At 67.9% G+C, this 23,479-nt stretch carries 19 protein-coding genes; 11 read left to right on the top strand and 8 right to left on the bottom strand.

Translation table 11 applies throughout. From position 1 onward, the window contains the following. Nucleotides 1-18: 18 nt before the first annotated feature. Genes LuPra_RS03725 through LuPra_RS03735 form a run of 3 tightly spaced genes read left to right on the top strand, consistent with a single transcriptional unit; the run spans nt 19 to nt 2,124 of the window. On the top strand, nt 19-747 hold the full coding sequence (locus LuPra_RS03725; protein WP_110169512.1) for an SIMPL domain-containing protein: 729 nt from the start codon (nt 19-21) through the stop codon (nt 745-747). Beyond that, on the top strand, nt 744-1,388 hold the full coding sequence (locus LuPra_RS03730; RefSeq protein ID WP_110169513.1) for a hypothetical protein: 645 nt from the start codon (nt 744-746) through the stop codon (nt 1,386-1,388). Before LuPra_RS03725 ends, LuPra_RS03730 begins: the two co-directional genes overlap by 4 nt. After that, nucleotides 1,321-2,124: a DNA recombination protein RmuC gene (locus tag LuPra_RS03735; RefSeq protein ID WP_110169514.1), complete on the top strand. Its 804-nt coding sequence runs from the start codon at nt 1,321-1,323 to the stop codon at nt 2,122-2,124. Before LuPra_RS03730 ends, LuPra_RS03735 begins: the two co-directional genes overlap by 68 nt. On the opposite strand, the gene LuPra_RS03740 is transcribed toward LuPra_RS03735, so the two are convergent. Beyond that, nucleotides 2,125-4,260 (bottom strand): hypothetical protein, encoded by a 2,136-nt coding sequence (locus LuPra_RS03740; protein WP_234800705.1) that lies wholly within the window; start codon nt 4,258-4,260, stop codon nt 2,125-2,127. It lies immediately after the preceding gene. 272 nt (nt 4,261-4,532) lie between these two features. On the opposite strand from LuPra_RS03740, the gene LuPra_RS03750 reads away from it, so the two are divergent. After that, the gene (locus LuPra_RS03750) at nt 4,533-6,107 is read left to right on the top strand and encodes a B12-binding domain-containing radical SAM protein (RefSeq protein ID WP_110169516.1); all 1,575 of its coding nucleotides are present in this window, start codon (nt 4,533-4,535) and stop codon (nt 6,105-6,107) included. Between the two features lie 71 nt (nt 6,108-6,178). Here the strand turns inward: LuPra_RS03750 and LuPra_RS03755 are convergent, their stop codons facing one another. The 7 genes from LuPra_RS03755 to LuPra_RS03795 all read right to left on the bottom strand — a co-directional run bounded on the left by LuPra_RS03755 (nt 6,179) and on the right by LuPra_RS03795 (nt 14,818). Beyond that, entirely contained in the window at nt 6,179-7,495 is a 1,317-nt protein-coding gene (locus LuPra_RS03755) for a sensor histidine kinase (RefSeq protein WP_157898695.1), read from the bottom strand. Nucleotide 7,496: 1 nt separating this feature from the next. Next, a complete protein-coding gene (locus LuPra_RS03760; RefSeq protein ID WP_234800706.1) occupies nt 7,497-8,915 on the bottom strand; it encodes a sigma-54-dependent transcriptional regulator in 1,419 nt (472 codons plus the stop codon). 25 nt (nt 8,916-8,940) lie between these two features. Continuing rightward, the gene (locus tag LuPra_RS32930; RefSeq protein WP_157898697.1) at nt 8,941-10,203 is read right to left on the bottom strand and encodes an ABC transporter permease; all 1,263 of its coding nucleotides are present in this window, start codon (nt 10,201-10,203) and stop codon (nt 8,941-8,943) included. 8 nt (nt 10,204-10,211) lie between these two features. Beyond that, the gene (locus LuPra_RS03770) at nt 10,212-11,534 is read right to left on the bottom strand and encodes an ABC transporter permease (RefSeq protein WP_110169519.1); all 1,323 of its coding nucleotides are present in this window, start codon (nt 11,532-11,534) and stop codon (nt 10,212-10,214) included. Nucleotides 11,535-11,543: 9 nt separating this feature from the next. Next, a complete protein-coding gene (locus tag LuPra_RS03775) occupies nt 11,544-12,269 on the bottom strand; it encodes an ABC transporter ATP-binding protein (RefSeq protein WP_110169520.1) in 726 nt (241 codons plus the stop codon). Between the two features lie 141 nt (nt 12,270-12,410). Then, nucleotides 12,411-13,664 (bottom strand): efflux RND transporter periplasmic adaptor subunit, encoded by a 1,254-nt coding sequence (locus LuPra_RS03780; protein ID WP_110169521.1) that lies wholly within the window; start codon nt 13,662-13,664, stop codon nt 12,411-12,413. Nucleotides 13,665-14,461: 797 nt separating this feature from the next. Beyond that, on the bottom strand, nt 14,462-14,818 hold the full coding sequence (locus tag LuPra_RS03795; RefSeq protein ID WP_110169523.1) for a D-arabinono-1,4-lactone oxidase: 357 nt from the start codon (nt 14,816-14,818) through the stop codon (nt 14,462-14,464). A gap of 1,353 nt (nt 14,819-16,171) precedes the next feature. On the opposite strand from LuPra_RS03795, the gene moeB reads away from it, so the two are divergent. From moeB to LuPra_RS03835, 7 genes are all read left to right on the top strand, one after another. Continuing rightward, complete coding sequence (moeB, locus tag LuPra_RS03805; protein ID WP_110169525.1) at nt 16,172-17,620, top strand: molybdopterin-synthase adenylyltransferase MoeB; 1,449 nt, start codon at nt 16,172-16,174, stop codon at nt 17,618-17,620. 325 nt (nt 17,621-17,945) lie between these two features. Beyond that, nucleotides 17,946-18,332, top strand: a complete 387-nt coding sequence (locus LuPra_RS03810) for a four helix bundle protein (RefSeq protein WP_110169526.1) — start codon at nt 17,946-17,948, stop codon at nt 18,330-18,332. A 243-nt stretch (nt 18,333-18,575) separates the two neighbouring features. Continuing rightward, entirely contained in the window at nt 18,576-19,643 is a 1,068-nt protein-coding gene (locus LuPra_RS03815; protein ID WP_157898698.1) for a hypothetical protein, read from the top strand. Further along, a complete protein-coding gene (locus LuPra_RS32935; RefSeq protein ID WP_234800707.1) occupies nt 19,589-20,770 on the top strand; it encodes a c-type cytochrome in 1,182 nt (393 codons plus the stop codon). Before LuPra_RS03815 ends, LuPra_RS32935 begins: the two co-directional genes overlap by 55 nt. A 339-nt stretch (nt 20,771-21,109) precedes the next feature. Beyond that, nucleotides 21,110-21,577 carry an RrF2 family transcriptional regulator gene (locus LuPra_RS03825; protein WP_110169528.1) on the top strand — a complete coding sequence of 156 codons (468 nt, stop codon included), beginning with the start codon at nt 21,110-21,112 and terminating at the stop codon, nt 21,575-21,577. Nucleotides 21,578-21,693: 116 nt separating this feature from the next. Continuing rightward, entirely contained in the window at nt 21,694-23,001 is a 1,308-nt protein-coding gene (locus LuPra_RS31555; protein WP_157898699.1) for a cysteine desulfurase family protein, read from the top strand. Between the two features lie 143 nt (nt 23,002-23,144). Continuing rightward, the gene (locus tag LuPra_RS03835; protein WP_110169529.1) at nt 23,145-23,471 is read left to right on the top strand and encodes a HesB/IscA family protein; all 327 of its coding nucleotides are present in this window, start codon (nt 23,145-23,147) and stop codon (nt 23,469-23,471) included. Nucleotides 23,472-23,479 lie beyond the last annotated feature (8 nt).

The raw sequence follows: 23,479 nt of genomic DNA on the forward strand, positions 1-23,479 counted from the left end.
GGCGCCCGGAGGTTACTCGTGCGCCACTCGCTGTTGCTGATTCTGTTCGTCCTGGGGCAGGTTGCGCTGCCCCTGGCGGCCCAGGCTCCCGCCCAACCCAACGTACAGGACCTCATCGGCGACCTGGTCATCGCCTCGGGTGAGGGCGTCGTGAAGCGCGCGCCCGATCAGGCGTTCGTGACCGTCGCCTCCGAAGCCCGTTCGCGCCAGCCCAACGAAGCGCAGGCGCAGAACGCGAAGGTCGCCACCGCCATACGCGCGCGGCTCGCCGGCTTCAAGCTGCCAGACGATGCGGTTCGCACCGTGAGCGTGGACATGCAGCCGGAGTTCGACTGGGCCAACGGCAAGCAGACGCTCAAGGGCTATCTCGCGACCAATGTCATCGAGGTGCGCCTCGACGATGTCGCGAGGGTCGGAGACGTGGTGGACGGCGTGATCGCGTCCGGGGCGACGCGCGTCGCCGGCGTACGCTTCACCCTCAAGGACATGGCTGCTGCCGAGCAGCAGGCCCTGAGTCTTGCGTCGGCGTCTGCGCTCGCACGGGCCAAGGCGATGGCGTCGGGCGTCGGGCGCAACGTCGATCGAGTCGTGCGGCTCGACGAGACGGGTGGCGCCGCGCCACCACCCCGCCCGATGCCGATGATGCGCGCGATGGCCGCGCAGGCCGCCGACGTGCCGTCGACCCCCGTCACCGCGGGTGAGGTCGAGGTCCGCGTCACGGTGACGCTGCACGCCTCACTACGGTGACCGACGTCCTGCTGCCCGTGTTCGCCGCCCTCGCGGGGGCGTTGATCACGTGGCTGGTGTTGCGCACGTCGCGCACGTCGGCAGCCGATGCCCGCGCCTTGCATGCCGATGCTGCGGCGTCCAATGCCCGTGCCGGCGCCGCCGCCGCCGCCCTCGCGCAGGCCACTGGCGAACTCGAGGAACTCCGGCGCGAGTTGTCGATCGCCCAGCGCGGCAAGGCGATCGCCGAGACGCGTGCGGAGCAGATCGAGATCCGCAGCCGCGAACAGGTGCGGGAGTTCGCATCGGCGCACAAGCAGGTGCAGGATGCGTTCAAGGCCCTGGCCTCCGACGCGCTCGACGCCAGCACCACGCGATTGCTGGCGCTGGCCGAGGAGCGATTCCGCACGATGCAGGAACAGGCCTCCGGCGAACTGCGGGCGCGTACCGATGCCATTGGCGCCCTCGTGACCCCGCTCGCCGAGAAGCTCACCGAGTACCAGCGCCAGACGCAGGCCTTCGCCGAGACCAGCCAGCGCGGCCTCGGGGAAGTCGGCCAGCACCTGCGCGACGTCGTCGCCGCGACGGGGCACGTTGCAGCAGGAGACCGCCCGGCTGGTCACCGCGCTGCGGACACCGCACGTGCGTGGCCGATGGGGTGAAGTCGCGCTGCGGCGGGTTGCCGAACTGTCCGGCATGAGCCCGCATTGCGACTTCCTCGAGCAGAGCACGCACGAAGGCGAGGACGGACGACTGCGGCCGGACGTCGTGGTGAAGCTGCCGGCGGGCCGCACGATCATCATCGACGCCAAGGTCGCGCTGACCGCGTATCTCGACGCACTCGAGGCGAGGACGGAAGACGAGCGCCGCGCGCACATGCAGCGGCACGCGGCGCAGTTGCGGTCCCACGTCGGCAAGCTGGCCGAGCGTGGCTACGCGGCGCAATTGCGTGAGAGCGCCGAGTTCGTGGTGCTGTTCATTCCGGGCGACACGTTCCTGGCCGCGGCAGCCGAGGCCGACCCCCTGCTGATCGAACAGGCCCTCGAAAAGCAGATCGTCATTGCCACGCCATCGACATTGATTGCGCTCCTGCGTGCCGTGGCTTATGGCTGGCGGCAGGAGAAGCTGGCCGAGAACGCGCAGCGCATCAGCGACCTCGGGCGCGACCTGCACGATCGCCTCGCGACACTTGTCACTCGCCTGGCGGCCATGGGCCATCAGCTCGGCAAGGCGGTGCGCGCCTACAACGACACGGTGGGCACGCTCGAATCCCGCGTGCTTCCCGCCGTGCGCCGGTTCGACGAACTCGGCGTGACGAGCGGAAAGGCGCGCACCGACCCCTCGCCGATCGACGTGCAGGTGCGTCAGCCGGCGTTGCTCGAGATCGATCTCGAGTAGCTACGGCAACGGCCGGACCCGCTCGACGCGCACGCTCCACGTGCCATCATCGGGGAATCCAGGGGCATGCCTCCGCGGCGCGTCGTCCCACCCGGCCGCCATCATCGCCACGGCCGCGAGCAGGCCGCCGTTGGACGGCAGGTACACCGGCAGGTTCGGCCGCTGCGGGTTGTGCCCGTTGGCGACCCACCGGTTCTTCGGGACGTCGAGCAGCAAGGCATCGATCGCGTCGGCGGGGCGACCCAGCCTCGCGGCGGTCATCGCCAGGGCGGGGTAATCCCAGCCCCACGTCGACTCCCACTGCCAGTTCGCGCGGACCCAGTCATACGTCCGCCCCATCGTGGCGGCGTCGACGCCTGCGGTGGGCGGCAGGAACCCGTACGCCATCAGCATCGATGGATGATCGGTGGGCGTCGTGAATGGCTCGACGCCGACGGCTGTGTACCGGCCGTCACGCATGGTCGGCTCCACCATCAGGTCGCGTACGCGATCCCAGGACGGCTCTCGCGGCAGGCCGAGGCGCACGCGCCACTGCTGCGCCACTCCCAGCGCCCAACGCCAGTACGCCAGCTCGAACGTCGGATCGCGCATCGTTGCCTTCATCCGGCCGTACGTTTCCTGTGCCGGGATCAGGGGCGATGACAGGTGGAATCGGCCGTCGGCCTCGAGTGTCGCAAACGACGCCATGAAGGCGGCGCTCTCGAAGACGATCGGCGCGTATCGATCCAGCACGGCACGCGACTGCCCGTCGCGCCAGAGCAACTCCGCGAGATAGATGGGATGCGGCTGCTGCCAGAGCAGATACGTCCCGACCCCGCTCGGCGATTCGCGGCCGTCAGGGCCGACCATCTTCGGCCAGCGCACGCCGGCGTACCCCTGCGCCTGCGCCGTGGCGCGGGCGCGCGGCAACAGTTCGCGATACCAGTCGAGGGATCGCGCGAGCAGCGCGCCTCGATCCCATAAGGCGAAGTGCGCCGCATGCCACCAGTACATTTCCAGGTGCGCCTTGCCGAACCAGCTGTTGGTCACCAGACCTGTTTCCTGCGGCGGCATGGTACCGGAGCCATGCAGGCGCGTCAGGAACTGCGAGAGCACGATACGGCGTTCGAGTTCGCGCCAGCGAGGGTCGGTGCTGCCGGACAGGTCGATCGTGCCGCCGGTCGACCAGAAGCGTGCCCAGCCAGCCGCGGTTGCAAGAAGCGTCGAATCGACGTCCGGCGCGGCCGAGCCTCGCGGCAGCTCGTTGGGCGAGACCTGCAACGTGCACGCGAGCGTGTCGGTGGAACCGGTGAGCACCCAGGTGTGTGGTGCGGTGGCCGACAGCTGCGCGTCGGTGGTCCAGCGCAACGCGGCGAAGTAGCGCGTGTCGTCCACCGATCGCGCGAACTGCGCGCGATCGGGCGCGATGCTCGCCACCGTGTGATGGGCGTCCGGCTGCGTCCAATCGCGCGTCTTGTCCCAGGTGCCGGCGGGGAAGGGAAATGCGAGCAGGATGCGGACGCGGCCGCTGCGCACGAGCGGAGACACCACGCGCGTGGCCAGCACATCCTGGTCGGGATGCACGGTGGTTTCCACGCGCACCTCGACGTCGTCAACAGTGAAGCGGCTGGTCAGCGTCGCCGTCCAGAGATCGAGCGTCTGCTCGACGCCCGTCAGCGCATCGAGTGGCACGGGCGAGCCATCGGCGTGGGTGATGACCAGTCCGAGGCGTCCGAGGTCGAGTCGATGCGGGTTCGCCCGCAGCCAGGCTGCCGCTGGAAACGCGCGCCCGTCTCGATCGTCGGCGTCCGCGTACGGCACCTCGCGGTCGCCGACGCGGTAGCGCACGAGGGTGTCCTCGAGGCGGTACCGCTGCGGGTTGGGCGAACTGTGCCAGGCCCACGTGCTGAGCGTGGCCAGCGGCGTGCCGTTCCCGTACGCCTCGGGGTAGGTCTGCAGGCCAGTGACGTCCGCCGTGAACGCAACCGAACCATTCCCGACCGACAACGGCGTCCGGACGTCCGGGGCGCGAAGGACGACGCGGTGGCGAGCGACCAGTGCCTGGCGGTCGATGGGGGCCTGCGCCGGGACCCCCGTCTGCGACGCCACGCTGCTCGACGCCATGAACAGGGCGCACGCGACCCAGGCTCTCTTCATGCGTCCCAGAGTGTAGCGGGGAGCGACTCGAGAACGCTTAACGCTGAACGCCGAACCCCAAAGCCGGACGCGGCCGAACGCTGATGCTTGACGGACGGTAGCGCGCCCCGGTGCCCGGTGCCCGGTGTCCGGTACCCGGTGTCCGGTACCCGGTGTCCGGTACCCGGTGTCCGGTACCCGGTACCCGGTACCCGGTACCCGGTACCCGGTACCCGCTTACACTATGACCACGCACTTCGGTCGATAACTCAGCCTTTTTGCGAGGCGCACTGATGAACGTGCTGCTCCTCTCGATGCCGGACGCGTTCGAGCACACACCCACGATCGGCATGTGCATGCCGAACGGCGCCCTCGCGTCGCTGGCCGGCAACATCGATCCGCATCACAGTGTGGCGATTGCCGACCTCGTGCTCGTCCAGGGCAACGTCCTCGCGACGGTCGAACGGCTGGTTCGCGAGCATCGCCCTGACGTCATCGGCTTGTCCTGCATGACCTTCCAACGACGGACGGCGCTCAGGCTCATCCGCCGGCTGCGGGCCTGGTGCCCTGGAGCGCCCCTGGTCGCCGGTGGGTACGATCCGAGCCTGGCCACCGATGCCTGGACCGGCGCCGACGGCGTCGACTTCGTGGTCCGCGGGGAAGGAGAGGCCACGTTCCGAGAACTGCTTCGCGCACTCGAAGCCTGCGAGAGCATCGGCGGGGCCGACGGTCGAGCCGGCCTTGTCGACGGTAGGGCCGGCTCTCCGAGCCCGGCCCGTTGTGACGCGCTCGCCAGCATCGCTGGACTGACCTGGCGAGCTGCCGACGGTAGCGTCGTCCACAACGACGCACGCCCGGCGTCGCATCGACTCGACGAAACGCTCGCCATCCCGCGCCGGTCCGCGCGGGTGCTGCAGGGCTACACCTTCCTCGGCGATCAGGTGGACGTGGTCGAGACCTCGCGCGGGTGCACGTTCGACTGCAGCTTCTGCTCGATCATCGAGATGCGCGGCCGGAACTTCTACACCCGCGAGATGGCCCGCGTCATCGCCGACATCACCGACGCGCGCGATCACGGCGCGAAGGTCATCTTCCTGGTCGACGACAACGTCACCCTCGACGTGCGTCGCTTCGAGGCCCTCTGCGAGGCGATCATCGAGGCTGACCTGCACCACCTGCGCTACCTGGTGCAGGGGATGACGTCAGCGTTCGCTGCGCACGGCGAACGCCTCGCGCCGCTGATGAAGCGCGCCGGCTTCGAGTACGTGTTCCTCGGTATCGAGAACGTGCTCGAGGACGATCTCGCCTTCCTCAGGGCGTCGGCCAAGAACGCGCAGCGCGAAGGCGGACGGCGCGTCGGCAACGCGACGCTCGCGGCCATCGACATCCTGCACCGCCACGGCATCTTCGTGGTGGGAGGGCTCATCGTCGGCAATCCCGACGACACCCACGACGCCATCGAGGCCAACCTCGCGTTCGCGCGGGCACACGTGGACTGGCCTTACATCCAGCACCCGACGCCGTACCCGCGCACGCCCATGAACGAGGACTTCCGTCGCCGCGATCTCGTGGTCAACGAGCGCCTCGAGGAGTACGACGGCACGACGGCGGTGGTCCGGACCACGCACCTGGGCGCCGACGACATCGAGTTCCTGCGGTGGAAGTCCGAACGCTGGATGAAGGTGCGGCACATGCCGGCGGTGCTGCGCCGCCGCCCGGGCTTCGTGCTCCGGAACGCACCGATGCTGCTGGCGCACACGTTCCGCGGCAGCACCTGGCGATCGATGATCGGGCTGGAGTCGTCGCGCGACACCTTCCGCCGTTACAAGGCGATTCGTCAGCGCGAGCGGGAGTACGTTGCCGAATAGTGCCGGCCTTGGGCCTTGGGCCTTGGGCCTTCGGCCTTCGTTGTCCGGCGTCAGGCGTTCAGCGTTCGACGTTACGTGCGTGTGGCCTGGTTGGGAAGCCACACGCTGACGGCCATGCCGCCGGCCTGCCGGCGTGCGAGGTGCAGGCGCCCGCCGTGTGCTTCGACGATCTCCGAGCAGAGGGAGAGTCCGAGGCCGCTGCCAGCCCGCTTGAAGGAATGGAACGGCAGCAACGCCTTACGCATGGTGTCCTCGTCCATGCCCGTCCCGCGATCGAGGACCGTGAGCAGCACGCCATCGTGCCGTGCGTCCACCAGCATGCGGATCTCTTCGGGCACGCTGCCGGACTCCTCGGCATTCTTCAGCAGGTTGATCAACACCTGCTGGACCTGCGCCGCGTCGAACCAGCCGGCGGCTTCGCCGACCGGCGTGTCGAGCGTATACGGGAACAGCTGCGAGACGCCCGAGAGGAATGGCGCGAGCGCCACCGTCTCCGGCCGCGGCACCGGCAGCCGAGCGAAGCGCGCGTAGCCTTCGAGGAAGCTGGTCACGTGTGCGACGCGCTCGGCAATCGTGTCGAGCAAGGCGGGCAAGCGCGCAGCGGCGTCCGGCCGGCTCGCCGCCACTTTGGCGGAATGGGCCAGCGAGCTCACCGGCGCCAGCGAGTTGTTCAGTTCGTGGCTCATCACCCGGATCGCCTTCTTCCACGTTGCCGTCTCCTGCCGTGACAGTTCGTGCGTGATCCGTTCGATGACCACCAGCCGATGCGACACCGTGTTCAGATGAAAGGCGCGGACGAGGATGCGGTAGCTCTCCTCCTGTCCATCCTGATCCCACGTCACCAGGCTGTCCTCGCCGCGTCGCAGCGGGCCCTGGAGCGCGGCAGGGGCCAGTTCCACGAGTTCCGCGAGCAGGCGCCCATTCAGGCGCGTCGCGCCGTGAAACACCCGTCGGCAGGCGGCATTGGCAAAGACGATGCGCTGGCGCTGGTCGAGCAGCAGAATCGCCATCGGCGCGCCCTGCAGCAACGTGTCGAGTAGGAGTTCCCGCTGGATCAGCTCGGCGCGTTCCTCACGCAGGATCGCGCCCATCCTGTTGAAGACCGACACCAGGTCCCCGACCTCGTCGGGCGAGGGCGATGCCAGCCGCGTCGCGAAGTCGCTCTCGGCAAAGCCGGTCACGCCGTCGTGCAGGGCACGCAGCGCCTGGCGTGCCGGGGATGTCGCGATCCGTGCCGCCGCCAGGCCGACGACGAGGGCGACGGCGAGTGCCGAGGCAACTGCCAGCCACGCAGGCGCGCCGCCTCGCAGCAGGACGGCGCCTGTCGCGGTTGCGGCGCAGGCACAGGCGACATTGGCCAGCAGCACCCGCGTCTGCAGGCGGAACACGTCAGCTCCGCGGGCGGCGTTCGAGCGAGACGCCGAGCCGCTCCATCCGACGGTAGAGTGCCTGCCGCGAGAGGCCGAGCGCCTCCGCGGCCCTCGACACGCTGCCGCCATGCACGCGCAGCACCTCCTCGAGCGCATCGCGTTCGGCTCCCGCGCCGGGAACACGGTAGGGCCCGCTCTCCGGGCGCGGCTGCACCAGGGGCGACGAGGCATGCGCGGTCGCGAGGCCAAGATCCCCCGGGCTTATCTCTTCACCCGGGGCCACCAGGCTCGCGCGTTGCAGACGATTCTCGAGCTCGCGGACGTTCCCCGGCCAGGCGTGGGCGAGCAGCGCCCGCTCCGCCGCGGCGCCCAATGTTCGCGTCCGGCCCTGACCCGACAACATCTGGCGCGCGATCGGCAGGATGTCGTCTGGACGATCGCGCAAGGGCGGGACGGCGAGTTCGATCACGTTCAGCCGGAAGTACAGGTCCTCGCGGAACTGTCCGGCCGCGATCGCCGTCGGCAGGTGCACGTTGGTGGCGCACAGGAGCCGGACGTCGCTGTGGAGCGAGATGCTCGATCCAAGCCGCTCGTACTCGCCGGTCTGCAACACGCGAAGCAGCTTCGCCTGTCCTGGCAACGACAAGGTGCCGATCTCGTCGAGGAACAGCGTGCCGCCATGCGCAGCCTCGAAACGGCCGACGCGGCGTCGCTGTGCGCCCGTGAAGGCGCCGGCTTCGGCGCCGAACAACTCGGCTTCGAGCAGCGTGTCCGGCAGCGCCCCGACGTTGACGGTGACAAACGCGCGGCCGGCACGCGTGGAGTTGGCCTGGATGATGCGGGCGATCTTCTCCTTGCCAGAGCCGTTCGGGCCGGTGATCAGCACCGGCACATCGGCCGCCGCGACGTGAACCGCGAGGTCCACGAGCCGCGCTATGGCGCCGCTCTGGAACACCAGCCCGCAGAGGTCCGGCTGGCTGGCGCCCGGGCGACTTCGTGCCGCCGACTCGATCGACCCGTTGGCGCTCCGGTCGCTGCTGCGGCGCGCCTCGCGCATCGCGAGCAGTTCGCGGACACTCGCCACCAGCCGCGCATCGTCCCACGGCTTGCCGAAGTAGTCGGTCGCTCCCGCTTTCACGAGCGACACCGCGCGTTCGAGCGACGTGAACGCCGTCATCAACAGCACCGGCATCACCGGATCGACGCTGCGGATCGCATGGAACAGCGCCGCGCCTTCGTCGCCCGACGTCTCACCTGGCGCGAAGTTCATGTCCTGCAGCACGACGCCCACGTCCCCGGATCGCACCCGCTCGAGCGCGGCCGCGGCGTCCACTGCGACGGCCGCGGGCACGTCGTGGAGCGAGAACAGGACCTCCAGCGCCTGGGCGACGGGGTCCTGATCCTCGACGATGAGGCAGACCAGTGGGCTCGGGGGCACGCGCTGTTGGGTACGGGTCGCTGCGTCAGATGTTCCGCGTCGCCTCGGCCGGCGCGACACGCGCGCCGCGCAGGGCAGGCCACAACGTCGCCAGCAGCCCGGCCGTCCACAGCAGCACGGCACCGATGGCGAGCAGCCCGGGTGTGATCCTGGGACCATCCATCTCGCGGAGCAACGTCATGTTCAGCACCACCGCCAGGCCGACCCCGAGCACGATGCCGACGGTGGTCGTGATCCAGTTCTCGAGCAGGAAATGCCTGAGGATGTCGGCGCGCCCGGCGCCCAACGCCCGGCGAGTTCCAATCTGTCTGGTCCGCTCGGCGACCGAGAACGACGTCAGGCCCATGATACCGAGCGCGGTGACGAACACGAGGACGACGATCACCAGGGACAGTAGCCGCACCATCAGGGTCTGGCTGCCGAGGAAGCGGCGCTTGACGTCGGGGATCGTCCGGACGCGGAACGTGCGGTTGGCGTTGACGCCCGCCAGCACCCCCTCGACGCCCTTCTCGACCGGCGTGAGCTGCCCGGGCTTGACGCGTACCAGGTACGACGTGCCGCCCTCGTAGCTGCCCTGGCGCTGCGGGTAGAACGTCGCGTACTCGCCGATCTTCCAGGCGTAGGGGTTGTAGAAGTGCTCGACCACTCCGACCACCTGCCAGTGGTCGCCGTTCTCGTCTTCGAACGTCTTGCCGAGCGGCTGTCCCTCCGGGAACATCAGCTTCGCGTAGGCACGCGTGATGATCGCTGGCACGGTGACCGTTGAAGCCGCGATACCCGATGCATCGCGGACTCGATCGATGGCGTTGAGCGCCCGCAACTGCTCCGTGTTGCGCAGCACGTCGTCGCGCGTGAAAGCACGGCCCTCGACCAGGCGCACGCCGAGCGTGTCGAGCATCCGCTCGTCGGCCGCGTAGATCTGCGTCCGGATGGCTTCCGCCTTGCGCGTCCGCTGGAACATCGTCGAACTGCCGCCGCCCTGCCAGGGCAGGAACGAGCTGTTGGTCGCGTTCTCGATGGCCGGATGGGCGCGCAGCGCCGCCAGGTCCTGGTCGGCGATGGTGTCGCGATAGGAGACCTCGCGGAAGGCCTCGTTGAAGGGGGTCGCCGTCACGAGCATCAACTGCTCGTCGACGAAACCGGAGGGGCGCGTCAGCTCCCGGCGCGCGTCGAGAATCAGACTGACGCAGTTGGCGACGATCGCCAGCGTCAGCGCCACCTCGAGGGCCAGCAGGCCGAAGCGGACCTTGTTGCGGAGCATGGCACGGACAAGGGGACCCAGATGCATGGCGAGCCTCAGGCCTTCAGGTGGTTGGCGGGCGCGAGGCGGCAGATCCGCCACGCGGGATAGACGCCGGAGATCAGCCCGGCGAGGATGGACAGGCCCAGTGCAAGCAGCAGCATGCGGGCGTCCAGCGAAAACAGCCCGGCGCGGTTGGTCATGTCGAGCATGAACCCGTTGAGCACGCGCAGCGACAGGCCGGAGAGCACCACGCCGATGATCCCGCCAAGGATCGCAACGACCTGGCATTCGACGAGGTGCTGGAGGAACACGTCGCGACGGGAGGCGCCGAGCGCGCGACGCACGCCGACCTCGTTGGCGCGTGCGAGGAACTTGCCGAGCAACAGGCCGATCAGGTTGACCGCGGCCACCGCCAGGAACAGCAGGCCGACCATCAACAGCGCGAAGGTCTCCTTGGGCGCGATGTTGAAGTCCTCCATCAACGCCTTGATGCTCGAGACGCGATAGTTCATCGGCCGTCCGTACCTGCCGACCTTCTTCTGTTCGGTGATGTAACTCTCGATGAACGAGCGGTAGGCGGCGTCGTCTTTCGGAGACCGGAGCTCGACCCAGAACTGCAGCCAGCTCGTTTCCGAGTTGAGGAAGGCCGCGACGCCGGTGCCCGACCGGGTGCCCCACCCGTCGCTGTTGCCAGCGGTCCGGATCTCCATCGGCACGACCAGCCCGAACGGCATGAACACCGCTTCGGGCTCGCTGAGCGCGCTGCCGGTCATGTCGTACATGCGCACGGTCGGCTGCCAGCCGGCCAGCACGCCGACGATGCGGAAGTCGCGGTTTTCGATGCGCAGCGACTGCCCGACGCTGTTGCGGCCGCCGAACAATCGTTCGTTGAGCGTCTCGGACAGCACGATCACCTGTTCGAGCTTGCTGTCGGCTTCGCGTGTCCATGCCCCGCCGTGGCGGAACGGCACCTGGAACATCTCGAAGAAATCCGCCTCGGCGAGCCGCACCTCCTCGCGGGTGGGGCGGGCGACGGCCGGGTTCGGGATCACCGTGAGCCGGGCGCGGAAGCTCGCCGTCTGGCGCACGGGGAGCGTCGACCGTTTGAGCGCCATCGCATCGCGATAGCTGATCTGCGGCGGCAGCGCATCGGGACGGTCGCCAGGGTAGGCCTGCCGCGGATCCCAGTTGTCGAGACGGATGTAGCGGAGCACCTGCTCCTTGTCCGGCAGGGGGTGCTTCGTGAATGCGTGCCGCACGGCGGCAAAGGTCGTCGCGAAGGCGATACCGAGCGCGATGCACGCGACGATCAGCACCGACAGCGTCGGGCTCCGCCTGAGGCTCTTCCAGGCAATCCAGATGTTGTGCAGCAGCATGGCGTGTCCCTACTGGATGGCCGCCGCGAGGCTCGGCATCGTCCGCTCGGCGAAGAGCTCGGCGTCGGCGTCGGTGTCGAGCACCTTGCCGTCGAGCAGGTGGATGTGCCGGGGCGCGCGGGCCGCGCACTCGGGCGAGTGGGTCACCATGACGATCGTCGTGCCCTGCTCGTGGATGCGTTCGAGGAGGTCCATCACTTCGCGCGACATCAACGTGTCCAGGTTGCCCGTGGGCTCGTCGGCCAGGATCAGCTTCGGGTCGCCGGCGAGGACGCGCGCGATGGCCACCCGCTGCTGCTGCCCGCCCGAGAGCTGCGCCGGGAGGTGCCGCAGACGGGAAGACAACCCCACCATCTCGACGGCGCGTTCGACGCGGGCCTTGCGCTCCTTCGCCGGCAGGCGGCGATAGCGCAGGGGCACGTCGACGTTGTCGAAGACGTCGAGATCCGGAATCAGGTTGAAGGACTGGAAGATGAACCCGATCTTCTCGTTGCGGATGCGCGACATGGCGCTGTCGGAGAGGCGGCTGACGTCTTCGCCGTCAAGGTGATAGGTGCCGGCATCGAACGTGTCGAGCAGGCCGGCGACGTTGAGGAACGTGGTCTTGCCCGAGCCCGAGCGGCCCATGACGGCGACGAATTCACCGGTGTCCACTTCGAGGGTGATCTCGTCGAGAGCGTAAGTCTCGACCAACTGGGTGCGATAGACCTTGCGGATGCGGGACATGGAGAGCATTGGGGTCTCGGGAATCGGGAAGCGGGAAGCGGGATTAGAAATCGGGTACCGGGTGCCGGGTGCCGGGTGCCGGGTACGGCGTATCTAGTACGGTGTACGGAGCACGGAAAAGGGTGTACGGCGACGTTTCAGTGTTCGGTGTCAGCGGTTGCGGAGCAGGATGCGTTCTGCTCCCGTGAACTCACTCGTGTCGGAGACGATGACCTGGTCGCCCTCGCGCAGGCCGTCGGTGACCTCCACGTGCGACAGGCTGCGGGCGCCGGTTGCGATCGGCGTCCGTATCGCCACGTCCTCGCGGACGACATACGCGAGGCGACCGCCACCGCTCTGGAGGAACGCCCCGCGCGGCAGCATCAGGACGCGCGGCCGCGTCTCGAAGAGCAGACGCAGGGACACCCTTTGGTTCTGACGCAATGTCGAGGGTGTTGCGCCGGCAAAGGCGGCGCGGCCTTTGACAAGGCTGTCGGCAACAGACGGCGAGATCGCGGTGACCTTGCCGTCATACTCCCGGCCTTCGTAGAGCACGCGGACCGGAGTGCCGGGGCCGGCCTCGGCCGCCTCGTTCTCGGGCAGGCTGAACTCGATTTCGTAGGCGTCGAGATTGACCACGGTCAGCACGGCCTGGTTGGCGCCGACCGCATCGCGATCCTGCACGTTCACGGCGCCGATGAGCCCGTCGAACGGCGCCACCAGTGACAGCTGCGTGACCTGGCGCGCGACTTCTTCAGCGAGCGAGGCCTGTCGTGCGTGGGCCAGGTGCTGGGTGCGGATCTCGAATTCGGCGGTCTCGCGTTCCAGTCCCCGGGCCTCACGGGCGGTTTTGAGCTCCACCTCTGCCAACTGCACGTCGTCCTGCGCCCGCTCGTAGTCGACCTTGTTCAGCAGTCCCTCTTCGTAGGTCTGCCGCGCGCGTTCGAGGTTGCGCCTGGCACCCTGAAGGCGCACCTCGGCGAGCTCGATGGCGCTGGCGTTGCGCGTGTCGCTCTGCTTGGCCGCGATGCGGGCGCGGCCGAGCGCGACGTCCAGCGATTCGAGCGCGCTCTGTTCCTGGGTGAGCTTGCTGCGCAACTCGGGGCTCTCGATCGTGGCCAGCAACTGGCCTCGTGTCACCGGGTCGCCCGCCTTCACCTTGAGCGTCACGATGCCGCCGGTGGCCGCAAACAGCGTCGGCGCGTTGGCCGAGACGATGCGCCCGTCGGCGGAGGCATCGCGTACGAGACTACCGAGGGTGACCGGAGCGATCTGCATGCGCGACGCGTCCATCGCGCGGTCCACTGAGGCCAGCTGACGGTACGTGGGCCAGGCGAAGGCGCCGCCGACGATCAGCAGCACGAGGGCAACCAGCCCGATCCAGGCCCGCCGCGACAGCCCGCCGCGCGCGACCGCGCGGTCCATGGAAGAGGTCCCGGAAATCACGCCGACCGTCAGAGCAAGCGCGGTGCCAGCCCCGGGACGTGAAATCCTGGCGCGAATGCGCAATCAAACACGCACCTGTCCGGGGGACAGATGTCCGCCGGACGCGGACAGATGTCCGGAGGACGGAGGACGGAGGATGGAGGATGGAGGACGGAGGACGGAGGACGGAGGACGGAGGACGGAGGACGGAGGCTGGAGGATGGAGGCTGGAGGATGGAGGACCGAAGGATCCTCGCGAGGTCGTGCTTGTGACCTACGACGCCGATCGCCGCGGCCTGGTCGCAGCGCAGAAGGCGCATCCGACGAATCAATGAGTGTGTTGGTGCGCCGACGCCGGACACGCGGCTACCGCCCGCAGACGCCTGTCAGATGCCATCCGGACCGGGTTCGTCCTCGAGCTCGAAGAAGCTTCTGTCCTCCCATAGTTTCCAGGCTCGCAGGTCCCCCTCTATCGATCCGCGAATCCGCTCTTGCCGGAATCCTGGCCACGACGGCACGGCTACTCGTAGGGCGTTCCAGTCGACCTCATGCCTGGAATCAGGCGCGCCCGACGTGAGGGAGGCCCGATACGCTATGACCGGGGCAAGAACGCCCATCAACTCGAAAGGATCGAGAGGAAAACAGGGAGGCATTTCGTCACTCCACAGGAACCCTCCTCGCATGATGTCGTAGACACGGACCGCCGTCGGATCATGGACGCAGCGCCCGAGGACTACCCTTGCCATTGTGTCCATGAGTATCTAAATGCCTGAATCAGGCCGAGCCGCGAAGCGGTTTCAGGTGAGCAGACTGCGGAAGTAATCGTTCATCAGCCTGCCCTGTGGATCGAACTGGTGACAGGCCTCCCGCATGGTCTGGAGTCGCTCCCCGAATGCATGGACGACAATCGCCCTGGTCAATCCGAACGTCTGATTGAACAAAGGCTTTCCATCGCGCTCCATGCAGAACGTGTTGTAGTCCGTGAGGAAGTCCTTCCAGCCGCTGTTGCCCGTCGAGACAGGATCGATCGTCATGACGTTGCCGTCCCAGGAATAGGACAGCAGCGCCTGTCGGTCCTGCGCGATCCAGTAGCCGACATAGAGCAGATTGGAGCGATATCCCCGAGTGTTGTAGTAGGTCTTGGCAAAGTCCACGAAGTCCGCGAGTGTCGCCGGAAAATGCTCTTCGGCAAAGCAAACAAGCTGAAGGTGTAGCGGCTATCATCGGACTGCGGAGGGTAGCGAATGATCTGGTCGGTCGGAATCGTATAGTCCGACTTGACGATGTGTTCCAACTGGAATCGCCACAACCCATTGAAGTCATCGAAGATCGAATAGCGGACTGTCGGAACGTCGAAGTGCTCCTCGATGTCCGCGCCCAGCCGTGGACCAGACGTGCCCCAGAAGTGGTTTCGCAGAGCCCACGCATGCGCATTCGGCTCGCCTGTGTCGCCAGGATTGTAGACCCTGAACTCGACGGTGATCTTGTCGCTGAAGGTGAACAAGTAATACATCATCGATTCCCTGCGAGCCTTCAGTTGCGGAATGCGCCTGCAGAAATCGTCTCGGGCATGGAGCGCCTCCGCTGGAAATAGACGTCGTCGAGGCCATGGTACGCCTGTGCCCTGGTCTGATCCTTCGAGCCGAGAGGCATCAACGATGTCGACAGCGGTCGCAACAGCCGCGTTCGGTGGTTCCAACTGCAGATGAAGCCGTAGCCGGACAACGCCACGCTTGCTCGAGGAGCATGTCGCCCGTCGGTGCGATGGCAGTCGTCACGTCGTGTCAGTATGTCCTTACCAGCAGTGAAGCAACGTGATGTGGTCCTTCGCTCGAGGGCGGAGGCGGCCGACACAGGCTCCCGCACTCGGCATCGCGCGTCGCGCGTGGCAGGAGGTAGCCGGAATGCCGAAGTGCATCCTGTCCCTGGCGACCGGGCCGCCCGGATCACGACGTCGTGCCCGAGGCGTGGCAGGCAGCACGCCGCCGACGGTCGGCTCGGCCCGCAACCGACGACGAGGGCTTTCAGGCTGAGCCTGGAGCGCCGACTGGGAGCGGCAGGCTCTGCCGCAGGGCCAGGTCGCCGACGAAAGGTTCGCGGTGTTACGGCGCGCGGTCGTATCGAGCGCAACGGCTCTACGGCTGAGTTCTCCGTCGTCACGTTGTCGCAGGCTGTCCTCAAGAGAACGAGGTTCGAACATGGAGCCTTGCATCGGGAGCGACCTGGGATCTGGGCCCCGGGGACCGGTATTCGGGACTGGGGACTTGGGACTCGGGATGCGCGGCGCGGCTGCCGTGGGGGCCGCCCGCCCGGCCCCGAAGTCGGGGCGAGGAGACGGCTGAAGCGTCTGGCATATGACACAAGCGGATCGGCGACCGGTGACACGTTCGCTATGATCGTTGGATGGCCCCATCGTGACGGGGCCTCGGGTGGTCGTCGCCATTTTGCCGGGGGCGTCCTCCGGCCGCAGGCACTCGCGGCGAGCCGCCCAAGTCGAAGGAGCTTTCGTGTCGCACACCGTTCACATCCCCACGCCGCTTCGCCAATACACCGACAAGCTCGACACGGTGCACATCGACGGGACGACCGTCGGCGACCTCCTTGCGCAGCTGACGACGACGTATCCGGAGCTGAAGAAGCACCTGTACAACGAACAGGGCAAGCTGCGGCACTTCGTCAACATCTACGTCAACGACGAGGACATCCGCTACCTGCAGAAGGAGCAGACGGCACTCGGGACCGCCGACACGATCAGCATCATCCCGTCGGTGGCCGGTGGCAGCCAGGCGGCGCCGGCGGAATTGCCGGCCCTCGAACAGGAGGAGCTGGCGCGTTACAGCCGGCACCTGATCCTTCCGGAAGTAGGCGTCGAGGGGCAGAAGAAGCTCAAGGCGGCGAGGGTGCTGTGCGTCGGGGCCGGTGGTCTCGGCTCGCCGGTGCTGCTCTATCTCGCCGCGGCCGGCATCGGTCGCATCGGTATCGTCGACTTCGACGTCGTCGATCTCAGCAACCTGCAGCGGCAGGTCGCGCACGGGACGTCCGACATCGGCCGGCGCAAGCTGGATTCCGCGCGCGACGCGGTGCTCGCGATCAACCCGCACGTGCAGGTCGATCTCTACGAGACGGCTCTTTCGTCGCAGAACGCGCTCGAACTGTTCGCGCCGTACGACATCATCATCGACGGCACCGACAACTTCCCGACGCGTTACCTCGTGAACGACGCGTGCGTGCTGCTCGGGAAACCGAATGCCTACGGAAGCATCTTCCGCTTCGAGGGACAGGCGTCGGTGTTCGCGACCAAGGACGGCCCGTGCTACCGCTGCCTCTATCCCGAGCCGCCGCCTCCGGGGCTCGTGCCGAGTTGCGCCGAGGGCGGTGTCCTGGGCGTGCTGCCGGGGATCATCGGCGTGATTCAGGCGACCGAGGCGATCAAGCTGATTCTCGGTACCGGTGAGCCGCTCATCGGCCGGTTCCTGATCTACGACGCGTTGCGGATGAAGTTCCGCGAGCTCAAGCTCCGGCGCGATCCGGAGTGCCCGGTGTGCGGCGACCACCCGACGGTGAAGGCGCTGATCGACTACGAGCAGTTCTGCGGCCTCAAGCCCGCGCCGGGTGCCGCGGCGGCGCACAGCACGGAGGTTCCCGCCATCACCGTGGAACAGCTGAAGCAGCGCCTCGATCGCGGCGACGACCTCGTCATCCTCGACGTGCGTGAGCCGTTCGAGGTGGACATCGTCCGGATCGAGGGTTCGACGGTGATCCCGCTCGGGGAACTGCCCAGACGCATCGGCGAACTCGATCGCACGCGCGACCTCGTCGTGCAGTGCAAGGTCGGCGGCCGCAGCGCCAAGGCCGTCGCGCTTCTGCGCGAACAGGGCTTCGACCGCGCCGTCAACCTCACCGGCGGCATCCTCGCCTGGGTCGACAGGATTGAGCCGGGCAAGGCGAAATACTAGAGAGGACGGAGGACGGAGGAGGGAGGACGGAGGAGGGAGGACGGAGGAGCGAGGTAGGACGGAGGACTGAGGTCGAGGACGGAGGAAGTTAACCCGTCCCTGGTAATGCCGGTGTAGACAGTCCGTCCTCGGCTTTCGGGTCTGCCTCCCCAATCCGTCCTCGGCCGATCTTGGCTCCAGTAGGCCTTATCGGCCGTCAGCGCGAGATGGTGCGTTACACCCTCCCGGCGACCGCACCTCTTTCCTCGGTTCCTCTGCCCTACCTCCGTCCTCCGTCCTCCCTCCTCCGTCCTTTCACGGCACACTTCTCGCTCGGTCCCGTGGCATGTCCGAGTTGCCACGCCAGGATCTCGTTGCCCGGGCGCGGGTGTTTTCGGTGCGTTTGCTCAAGGTTTGCGAGGGGTTGTTTCGCGATCCCGGGTGTTCGCGGCGGTTCGTGGAGAACCTGGCCGCTGCAGGAACTGCCATCGGGCAGAATCTGAGCGAAGCACAATCGTCAATGTCCCGCCGCCAGATGGCACAGTGCTATCGCGTGGCGCTACGCGAATCGCGCGAAGCCAGGCACTCGCTGCAGATCGTCCATGACCTCCACAAGGGCGACGCTTCGGAGGTTGCGTGGCTCGCCGGCGAGGCCAACGAGTTCATCGCCATGCTCGTGACCTCCGTCCGCCGTCTCGACGAACCCGCCGACCGCGACGGCAGCCTCAGGTGAACCTGTTCCTGCCTCCGTGACGCGGGGCCTCCACCGCTCCCCAGCACCGAGTTCCTCCGTCCTCACCACCTTCCGCCTCTGTCCTCATCCCCCCTTTTCCTCGCTCCTCAATCCTTCCTCTCTCCTCCGTCCTCCCTCCTCCGTCCTTTCTGTAACGGGCCGGCCACGAAGTTCCCGCGCACTATCCAAAGTTCCGCACCCGATTTTCTGTTCGCCCCGCCTACCTCTGGCGTTAGCCCAGTCATGCGACGCGTGTGCCTCGCGGGGGTGGTGGTGCTGCTGGGCGGGCTGATCGTGGCCCCGCTCGCGCAGACCCATGCGCCTGCGGTGTCGCCCCTGGCGGCCACGCTGCGCGAGACCGGCCTCTACAGCGACTGGGACACGAAGACCGTCGCGCCGGGCCACCTTCGCTTTGCGCCGCAGTACCCGCTCTGGACCGACGGCGCCGCCAAGTCGCGATGGCTCCACCTCCCGCCGGATTCCTGGATCGATGCCTCGAACCCGGATGCGTGGGAGTTTCCGGTCGGCACCAAGGTGTGGAAGGAGTTCCGCTTCCACGGCGCGCCGGCCGAGACACGGATGATCGAGCGGACGACGGAGGGCTGGCGCTACGCGAGTTACGCCTGGCGGCCTGATGGTTCGGCCACGCTCGTCTCCGAGCGCGGGATCCTCAACAGCGTCGAGATCGCCAACGGCGTCCGCCACGCGATCCCCTCACGCACCGATTGCACGGCATGCCACGAGGCCGGGCCATCCCGGCTCCTGAGCGTCAGTGCGCTGCAACTCTCTTCGGACCGCGATCCGCTGGCCCCGCACGCCGAACCGCTCCCCGAAGGCGCGGTCACGTTGCAGACCCTCGTGGACCGCGGACTCGTGCGCAACCTGCCCATGCAGCTGGCGCGCAGCGCCCCGCGCATCGCAGCGGCATCGCCGGTCGAGCGAGCGGCGCTCGGCTACCTGCACGGCAATTGCGGGATGTGCCACACGGGGGCCGGCGAGATGGCCTCACTCGGCTTCGTCCTGCAGTACCCGCTCGCCCAGGCGGTGGGCGCCTCGGCGCCCGCGCTGGGGACCTCGCTGGCCCAGCCAAGTCATTTCCAGGCTGCGGACCGTCCCGACCTGCGCGACCGTATCGCGCCTGGCAATCCCGACGCGAGCATGCTGCTGGCCCGCATGGACTCGCGTCATCCCGTACTCCAGATGCCCCCGCTCGGCAGCCGCATCGTCGACGCGGAGGCGGTTGCCCTCCTGCGGCGGTGGATCGCCGAGGGCACGGGCTCATCCCCACACACGCGCGCATCCGCGCGCTGACCGGAGGCTTCATGCGGTTCCCGTCAACACGTCCATCGTCTGTCCTCGGCGCCAGCCTGCTCGCCTTCGGTGTGCTGCTGGTGGTGCGCAGCGCCCATCCGAGCGCCCAGGTGGCGCCCACGGCCGCCGCGGGTGCGTCGCGGCTGGCCCATGGCGAGTACCTCGTGAAGACGGGCGGCTGCAACGACTGCCACACGCCCTGGAAGTTGGGCGACAACGGTCCCGAGCCGGACATGTCGAAAATGCTGATGGGACATCCGGCCGGCCTTGTGGCAAACGATCCTCCGGGCCTGCAACTCCCCTGGATCGGCAGCGCGAGTTCGACGATGACCTCGTGGTCAGGTCCCTGGGGGCGCAGCTATACGGCCAACCTCACGTCCGATCGGGAGACCGGGATCGGGGCATGGACCGAGCGACAGTTCATCGACACCATTCGCAGCGGCAAGCACTGGGGTAACGGCCGGCCCCTGCTGCCGACGATGCCCTGGCCGGCGTTCCGCAACCTCGCCGACGATGACCTCGCGGCGATCTTCGCCTACCTGCAGACGGTTCCGGCGATCCGTAACAAGGTGCCGGACCCGGTGGTCGCGCCTGGCCCGCCGCCAGAGCCCCTGCCGACGACCAAGCTCCTGAAGGTCGCGCCCGGTCAAGCCGACCCAGTGTCGCGCGGGCGCTACCTGGTGACGGCCAAGGGGTGCGGCGACTGCCACACGCCGATGAAGATGGGCAGCAAGGGACCGGAATACGACATGACGCGCATGCTCTCCGGGTTCGACGCGCGCGGCGCGGTCCCGCCGATGCCACCCATCGAAGGCGCGGGGGAGGTCTACGTGCTCGAACCGGCGTTCGCTGGTGGGTGGGGGATGAGCTTCGCGGCCAACCTGACGTCCGATGTCGAGACCGGCCTCGGCAGCTGGACCGAGCAGCAGTTCCTCGACACCCTGCGCAATGGCCGCCACCAGGGCCGCGGCCGTCAGCTCGTGCCGCCGATGCCCTGGCAGATCTTCGGCCAGATGAACGATGCGGATCTGAAGGCGATTTTCGCGTATCTCCGCACGGTGCCGGCGGTCAAGAACAAGGTCCCTGACCCGGTTGCGCCAGCGCCCTCGGCGTCGTCGAAGCGATAGCTGTCGTCAGGGCACGCTTACGTGTCCTGCCCGACTGCGGTGCCGGGTTCCCCCTGCCGGAACCCGGTGCCCCCAAGGTCGACGGCTCCGTTACAAGGTAGCGGCCCGCTGTCCCAGCGGGCCGAGCCACGACCGCACCATGTCCTCGTCGGGCTGGGACAGCCCGACGCTACCCTCGCCGATTCCCGATTCCCCGATCCCCGATTCGTGGAGACGTAGGCGTCGAAGTTGCTCGACGCTTCGCCAGGGCTGGGGGGCACCACCGGCCGGACCAGCCTCGCCTCAGAGCGGGGAAGCCGGCCGCTTTCACCCGGTTGCGGTTCCCGGTAGACTACTGAGATGCTCCGCCTCTCCAAGAAGACCGACTACGCCCTGATGGCCATGAAGCATCTCGCGCTTCATGGGGACCGCGGCGCATCGAGTGCCCGGGAGATCGCCGAGCAGTACGACATTCCTGCGGAATTGATGGCCAAGGTGCTGCAGCGACTCGTGCGGCGGGGCCTCCTGCTCTCGCATCAGGGCACCCGCGGCGGCTATCAGCTCGCGCGCCCGGCGACGCTGATGTCGGTCGCGGACGTGATCCAGGCCGTCGACGGCCCGCTCACCGTGACCGCCTGCTCGACCGACGACCACGCCTGCGACCAGTACACGAAATGCAGCGTGCGTGACCCGCTCTGGCGCATCAAGGACCGCATCCTCACCGCCCTTGCCGCCTGCACGCTTGCCGAAATCGTGGACGACACCAGCGTGCCGACCATTCCGGTGACGCTCTCGCGCCGTACACCTGCGCCCGTCACCGAACGCTGAACCACACGGGTGCCACGGGTCGGCCTTCGTCAGTCGGCCTTCGCGTCCAGCGTCCAGCGTCCAACGTCTAGCGTCCAACGTCTAGCGTCCAGCCTCAAGCATTAGGCGTTAACCCAGTGTCCCGCCTCTATTTCGACGCCCACGCGACCACACCCTGCGACCCGCAGGTGGTGGACGCGATGCTGCCGTTCTTCAGCGGACAGTTCGGCAACGCCGCAAGCCTCCAACATGCCTACGGGTGGGAGGCACAGCAGGCCGTCGAATCGGCCCGTCAGCACGTGGCGGACCTGGTCGGCGCCCGCCTGCGCGACGTGATCTTCACGAGCGGCGCCACCGAGGCCAACAATCTCGCCCTCTGCGGTGTAATCGACGCCGTTCGCGCTGCGGGCGGCCGACCCCGCTCGGCGACTCCCGACTCCCGACTTGGCACCCCGGAGCCGGCAGACGGAGGCGGACGTCCTCATGGGCCGCGCTCGGAGAGCGGGCCCTACCGGACTCCGGACCCGATTCCCGACTCCCCAGTCCCGAGTCGCGATCCCCATGTGCTGACGGTGGTGACCGAGCACCCGGCGGTCCTCGAGCCCTGCGCAGACCTCGAGTCGCAGGGCGTCCGGGTGACGCGCGTGCCCGTGCGTCCCGACGGGCTCGTCGACGTTCCCGGCATGGCCGAGGCCATCACGCCGGGCACGACCGTGGTCTCGGTGATGGCCGGCAACAACGAGATCGGCGTCATCCAGCCGCTCGCCGACATCGCGCGTCTCGCCCACGCGGCGGGGGCCTGGTTTCACACCGACGCATCACAGGCCGCAGGGTTGGTTGCCATCGACATGGCGGCGATGGGCATCGACCTGCTCTCGTGTACCGCACACAAGATCTACGGCCCGAAGGGCGTCGGCGCCCTGGTGGTCCGGAGGGCGTCGAAGGTCGCGATCGCGCCCCGCCAGCGCGGCGGCGGGCACGAGCGTGGCCTGCGCTCCGGCACCCTCAACGTGCCGGGCATCGTCGGGTTCGGCGAGGCGGCGCGCCTCGCGCGGGCTCGGCGTTTGACGGATGCGGCGCGCCTGGCGACGCTCCGCGACCGGTTGTGGGGACGATTGCAGTCGGCGTTGCAAGACGTGCACCTCCGCGGAGCCGAACAGCCGCGGCTGCCGCACAACCTCAACGTCGGGTTCGACGGCCTCACGGGACGCGACCTGGTGCTCGGGCTCACCGACGTCGCCGTGTCCCCCGGCGCGGCCTGTGCCTCCACATCAGCCGAGCCGTCGCATGTGCTGATGGCCCTCGGCCTGAGCGAGCCCGAGGCCCGGTCCTCGCTCCGTTTCGGTCTGCTGCGGACCACGACCGAGGCCGAGGTGGACGAGTTAGCCGACAGGGTCATTCGACTCGCCTCGGCACTTCGATCACAGCGCGCCGCGGCTCGATGAAACTGAAATGCCGCAATGCCGCGATGCCGCGAATGCCGAAAAGGCTTCGTGAAGCGGTAAAATGAAAAGGCGCACGTCGGGAGCGGTTTCGCATCGCAGCATTCCCAGCATTCCCGGCATCGCGGCATTACTGAAATCCGACCATGTACATCACACTCGACGCCGGACGGCAGATACACAAGTTGCTCGAGAAACAGGGCATGCAGGGCGGTGGCCTGCGGGTGGGGGTGAAGGCGGGCGGGTGCAGCGGCCTGAGCTACGTCTTCGCGTGGGAACCGCAGCCGGCCGAGCAGGATCAGGTGTTCGAAGGCCCCGAAGACTCGCGCATCTATGTGGATCCGAAGAGCTATCGGCTCCTCGAGGGCACGCAGATCGACTACGACACCAGCCTCATCAGCAAGGGATTCGTGGTCGTCAACCCGAAAGCCAAGGCGACCTGCGGCTGTGGCACGTCGTTCTCCCTGAGCTAGCGACCAGG

Source organism: Luteitalea pratensis (assembly GCF_001618865.1).
In the GTDB taxonomy this organism is placed as follows: Bacteria; Acidobacteriota; Vicinamibacteria; order Vicinamibacterales; family Vicinamibacteraceae; genus Luteitalea; species Luteitalea pratensis.

Coding starts and splice junctions, on each gene's coding strand:
- LuPra_RS03835 (WP_110169529.1), top strand. CDS start 23,145: ATGTACATCACACTCGACGCCGGACGGCAGATACACAAGTTGCTCGAG.
- LuPra_RS03810 (WP_110169526.1), top strand. CDS start 17,946: ATGTCCGAGTTGCCACGCCAGGATCTCGTTGCCCGGGCGCGGGTGTTT.
- LuPra_RS03770 (WP_110169519.1), bottom strand. CDS start 11,534: ATGCTGCTGCACAACATCTGGATTGCCTGGAAGAGCCTCAGGCGGAGC.
- LuPra_RS03780 (WP_110169521.1), bottom strand. CDS start 13,664: ATGGACCGCGCGGTCGCGCGCGGCGGGCTGTCGCGGCGGGCCTGGATC.
- LuPra_RS03815 (WP_157898698.1), top strand. CDS start 18,576: ATGCGACGCGTGTGCCTCGCGGGGGTGGTGGTGCTGCTGGGCGGGCTG.
- LuPra_RS03825 (WP_110169528.1), top strand. CDS start 21,110: ATGCTCCGCCTCTCCAAGAAGACCGACTACGCCCTGATGGCCATGAAG.
- LuPra_RS03775 (WP_110169520.1), bottom strand. CDS start 12,269: ATGCTCTCCATGTCCCGCATCCGCAAGGTCTATCGCACCCAGTTGGTC.
- LuPra_RS32930 (WP_157898697.1), bottom strand. CDS start 10,203: ATGCATCTGGGTCCCCTTGTCCGTGCCATGCTCCGCAACAAGGTCCGC.
- LuPra_RS03740 (WP_234800705.1), bottom strand. CDS start 4,260: ATGAAGAGAGCCTGGGTCGCGTGCGCCCTGTTCATGGCGTCGAGCAGC.
- LuPra_RS03750 (WP_110169516.1), top strand. CDS start 4,533: ATGAACGTGCTGCTCCTCTCGATGCCGGACGCGTTCGAGCACACACCC.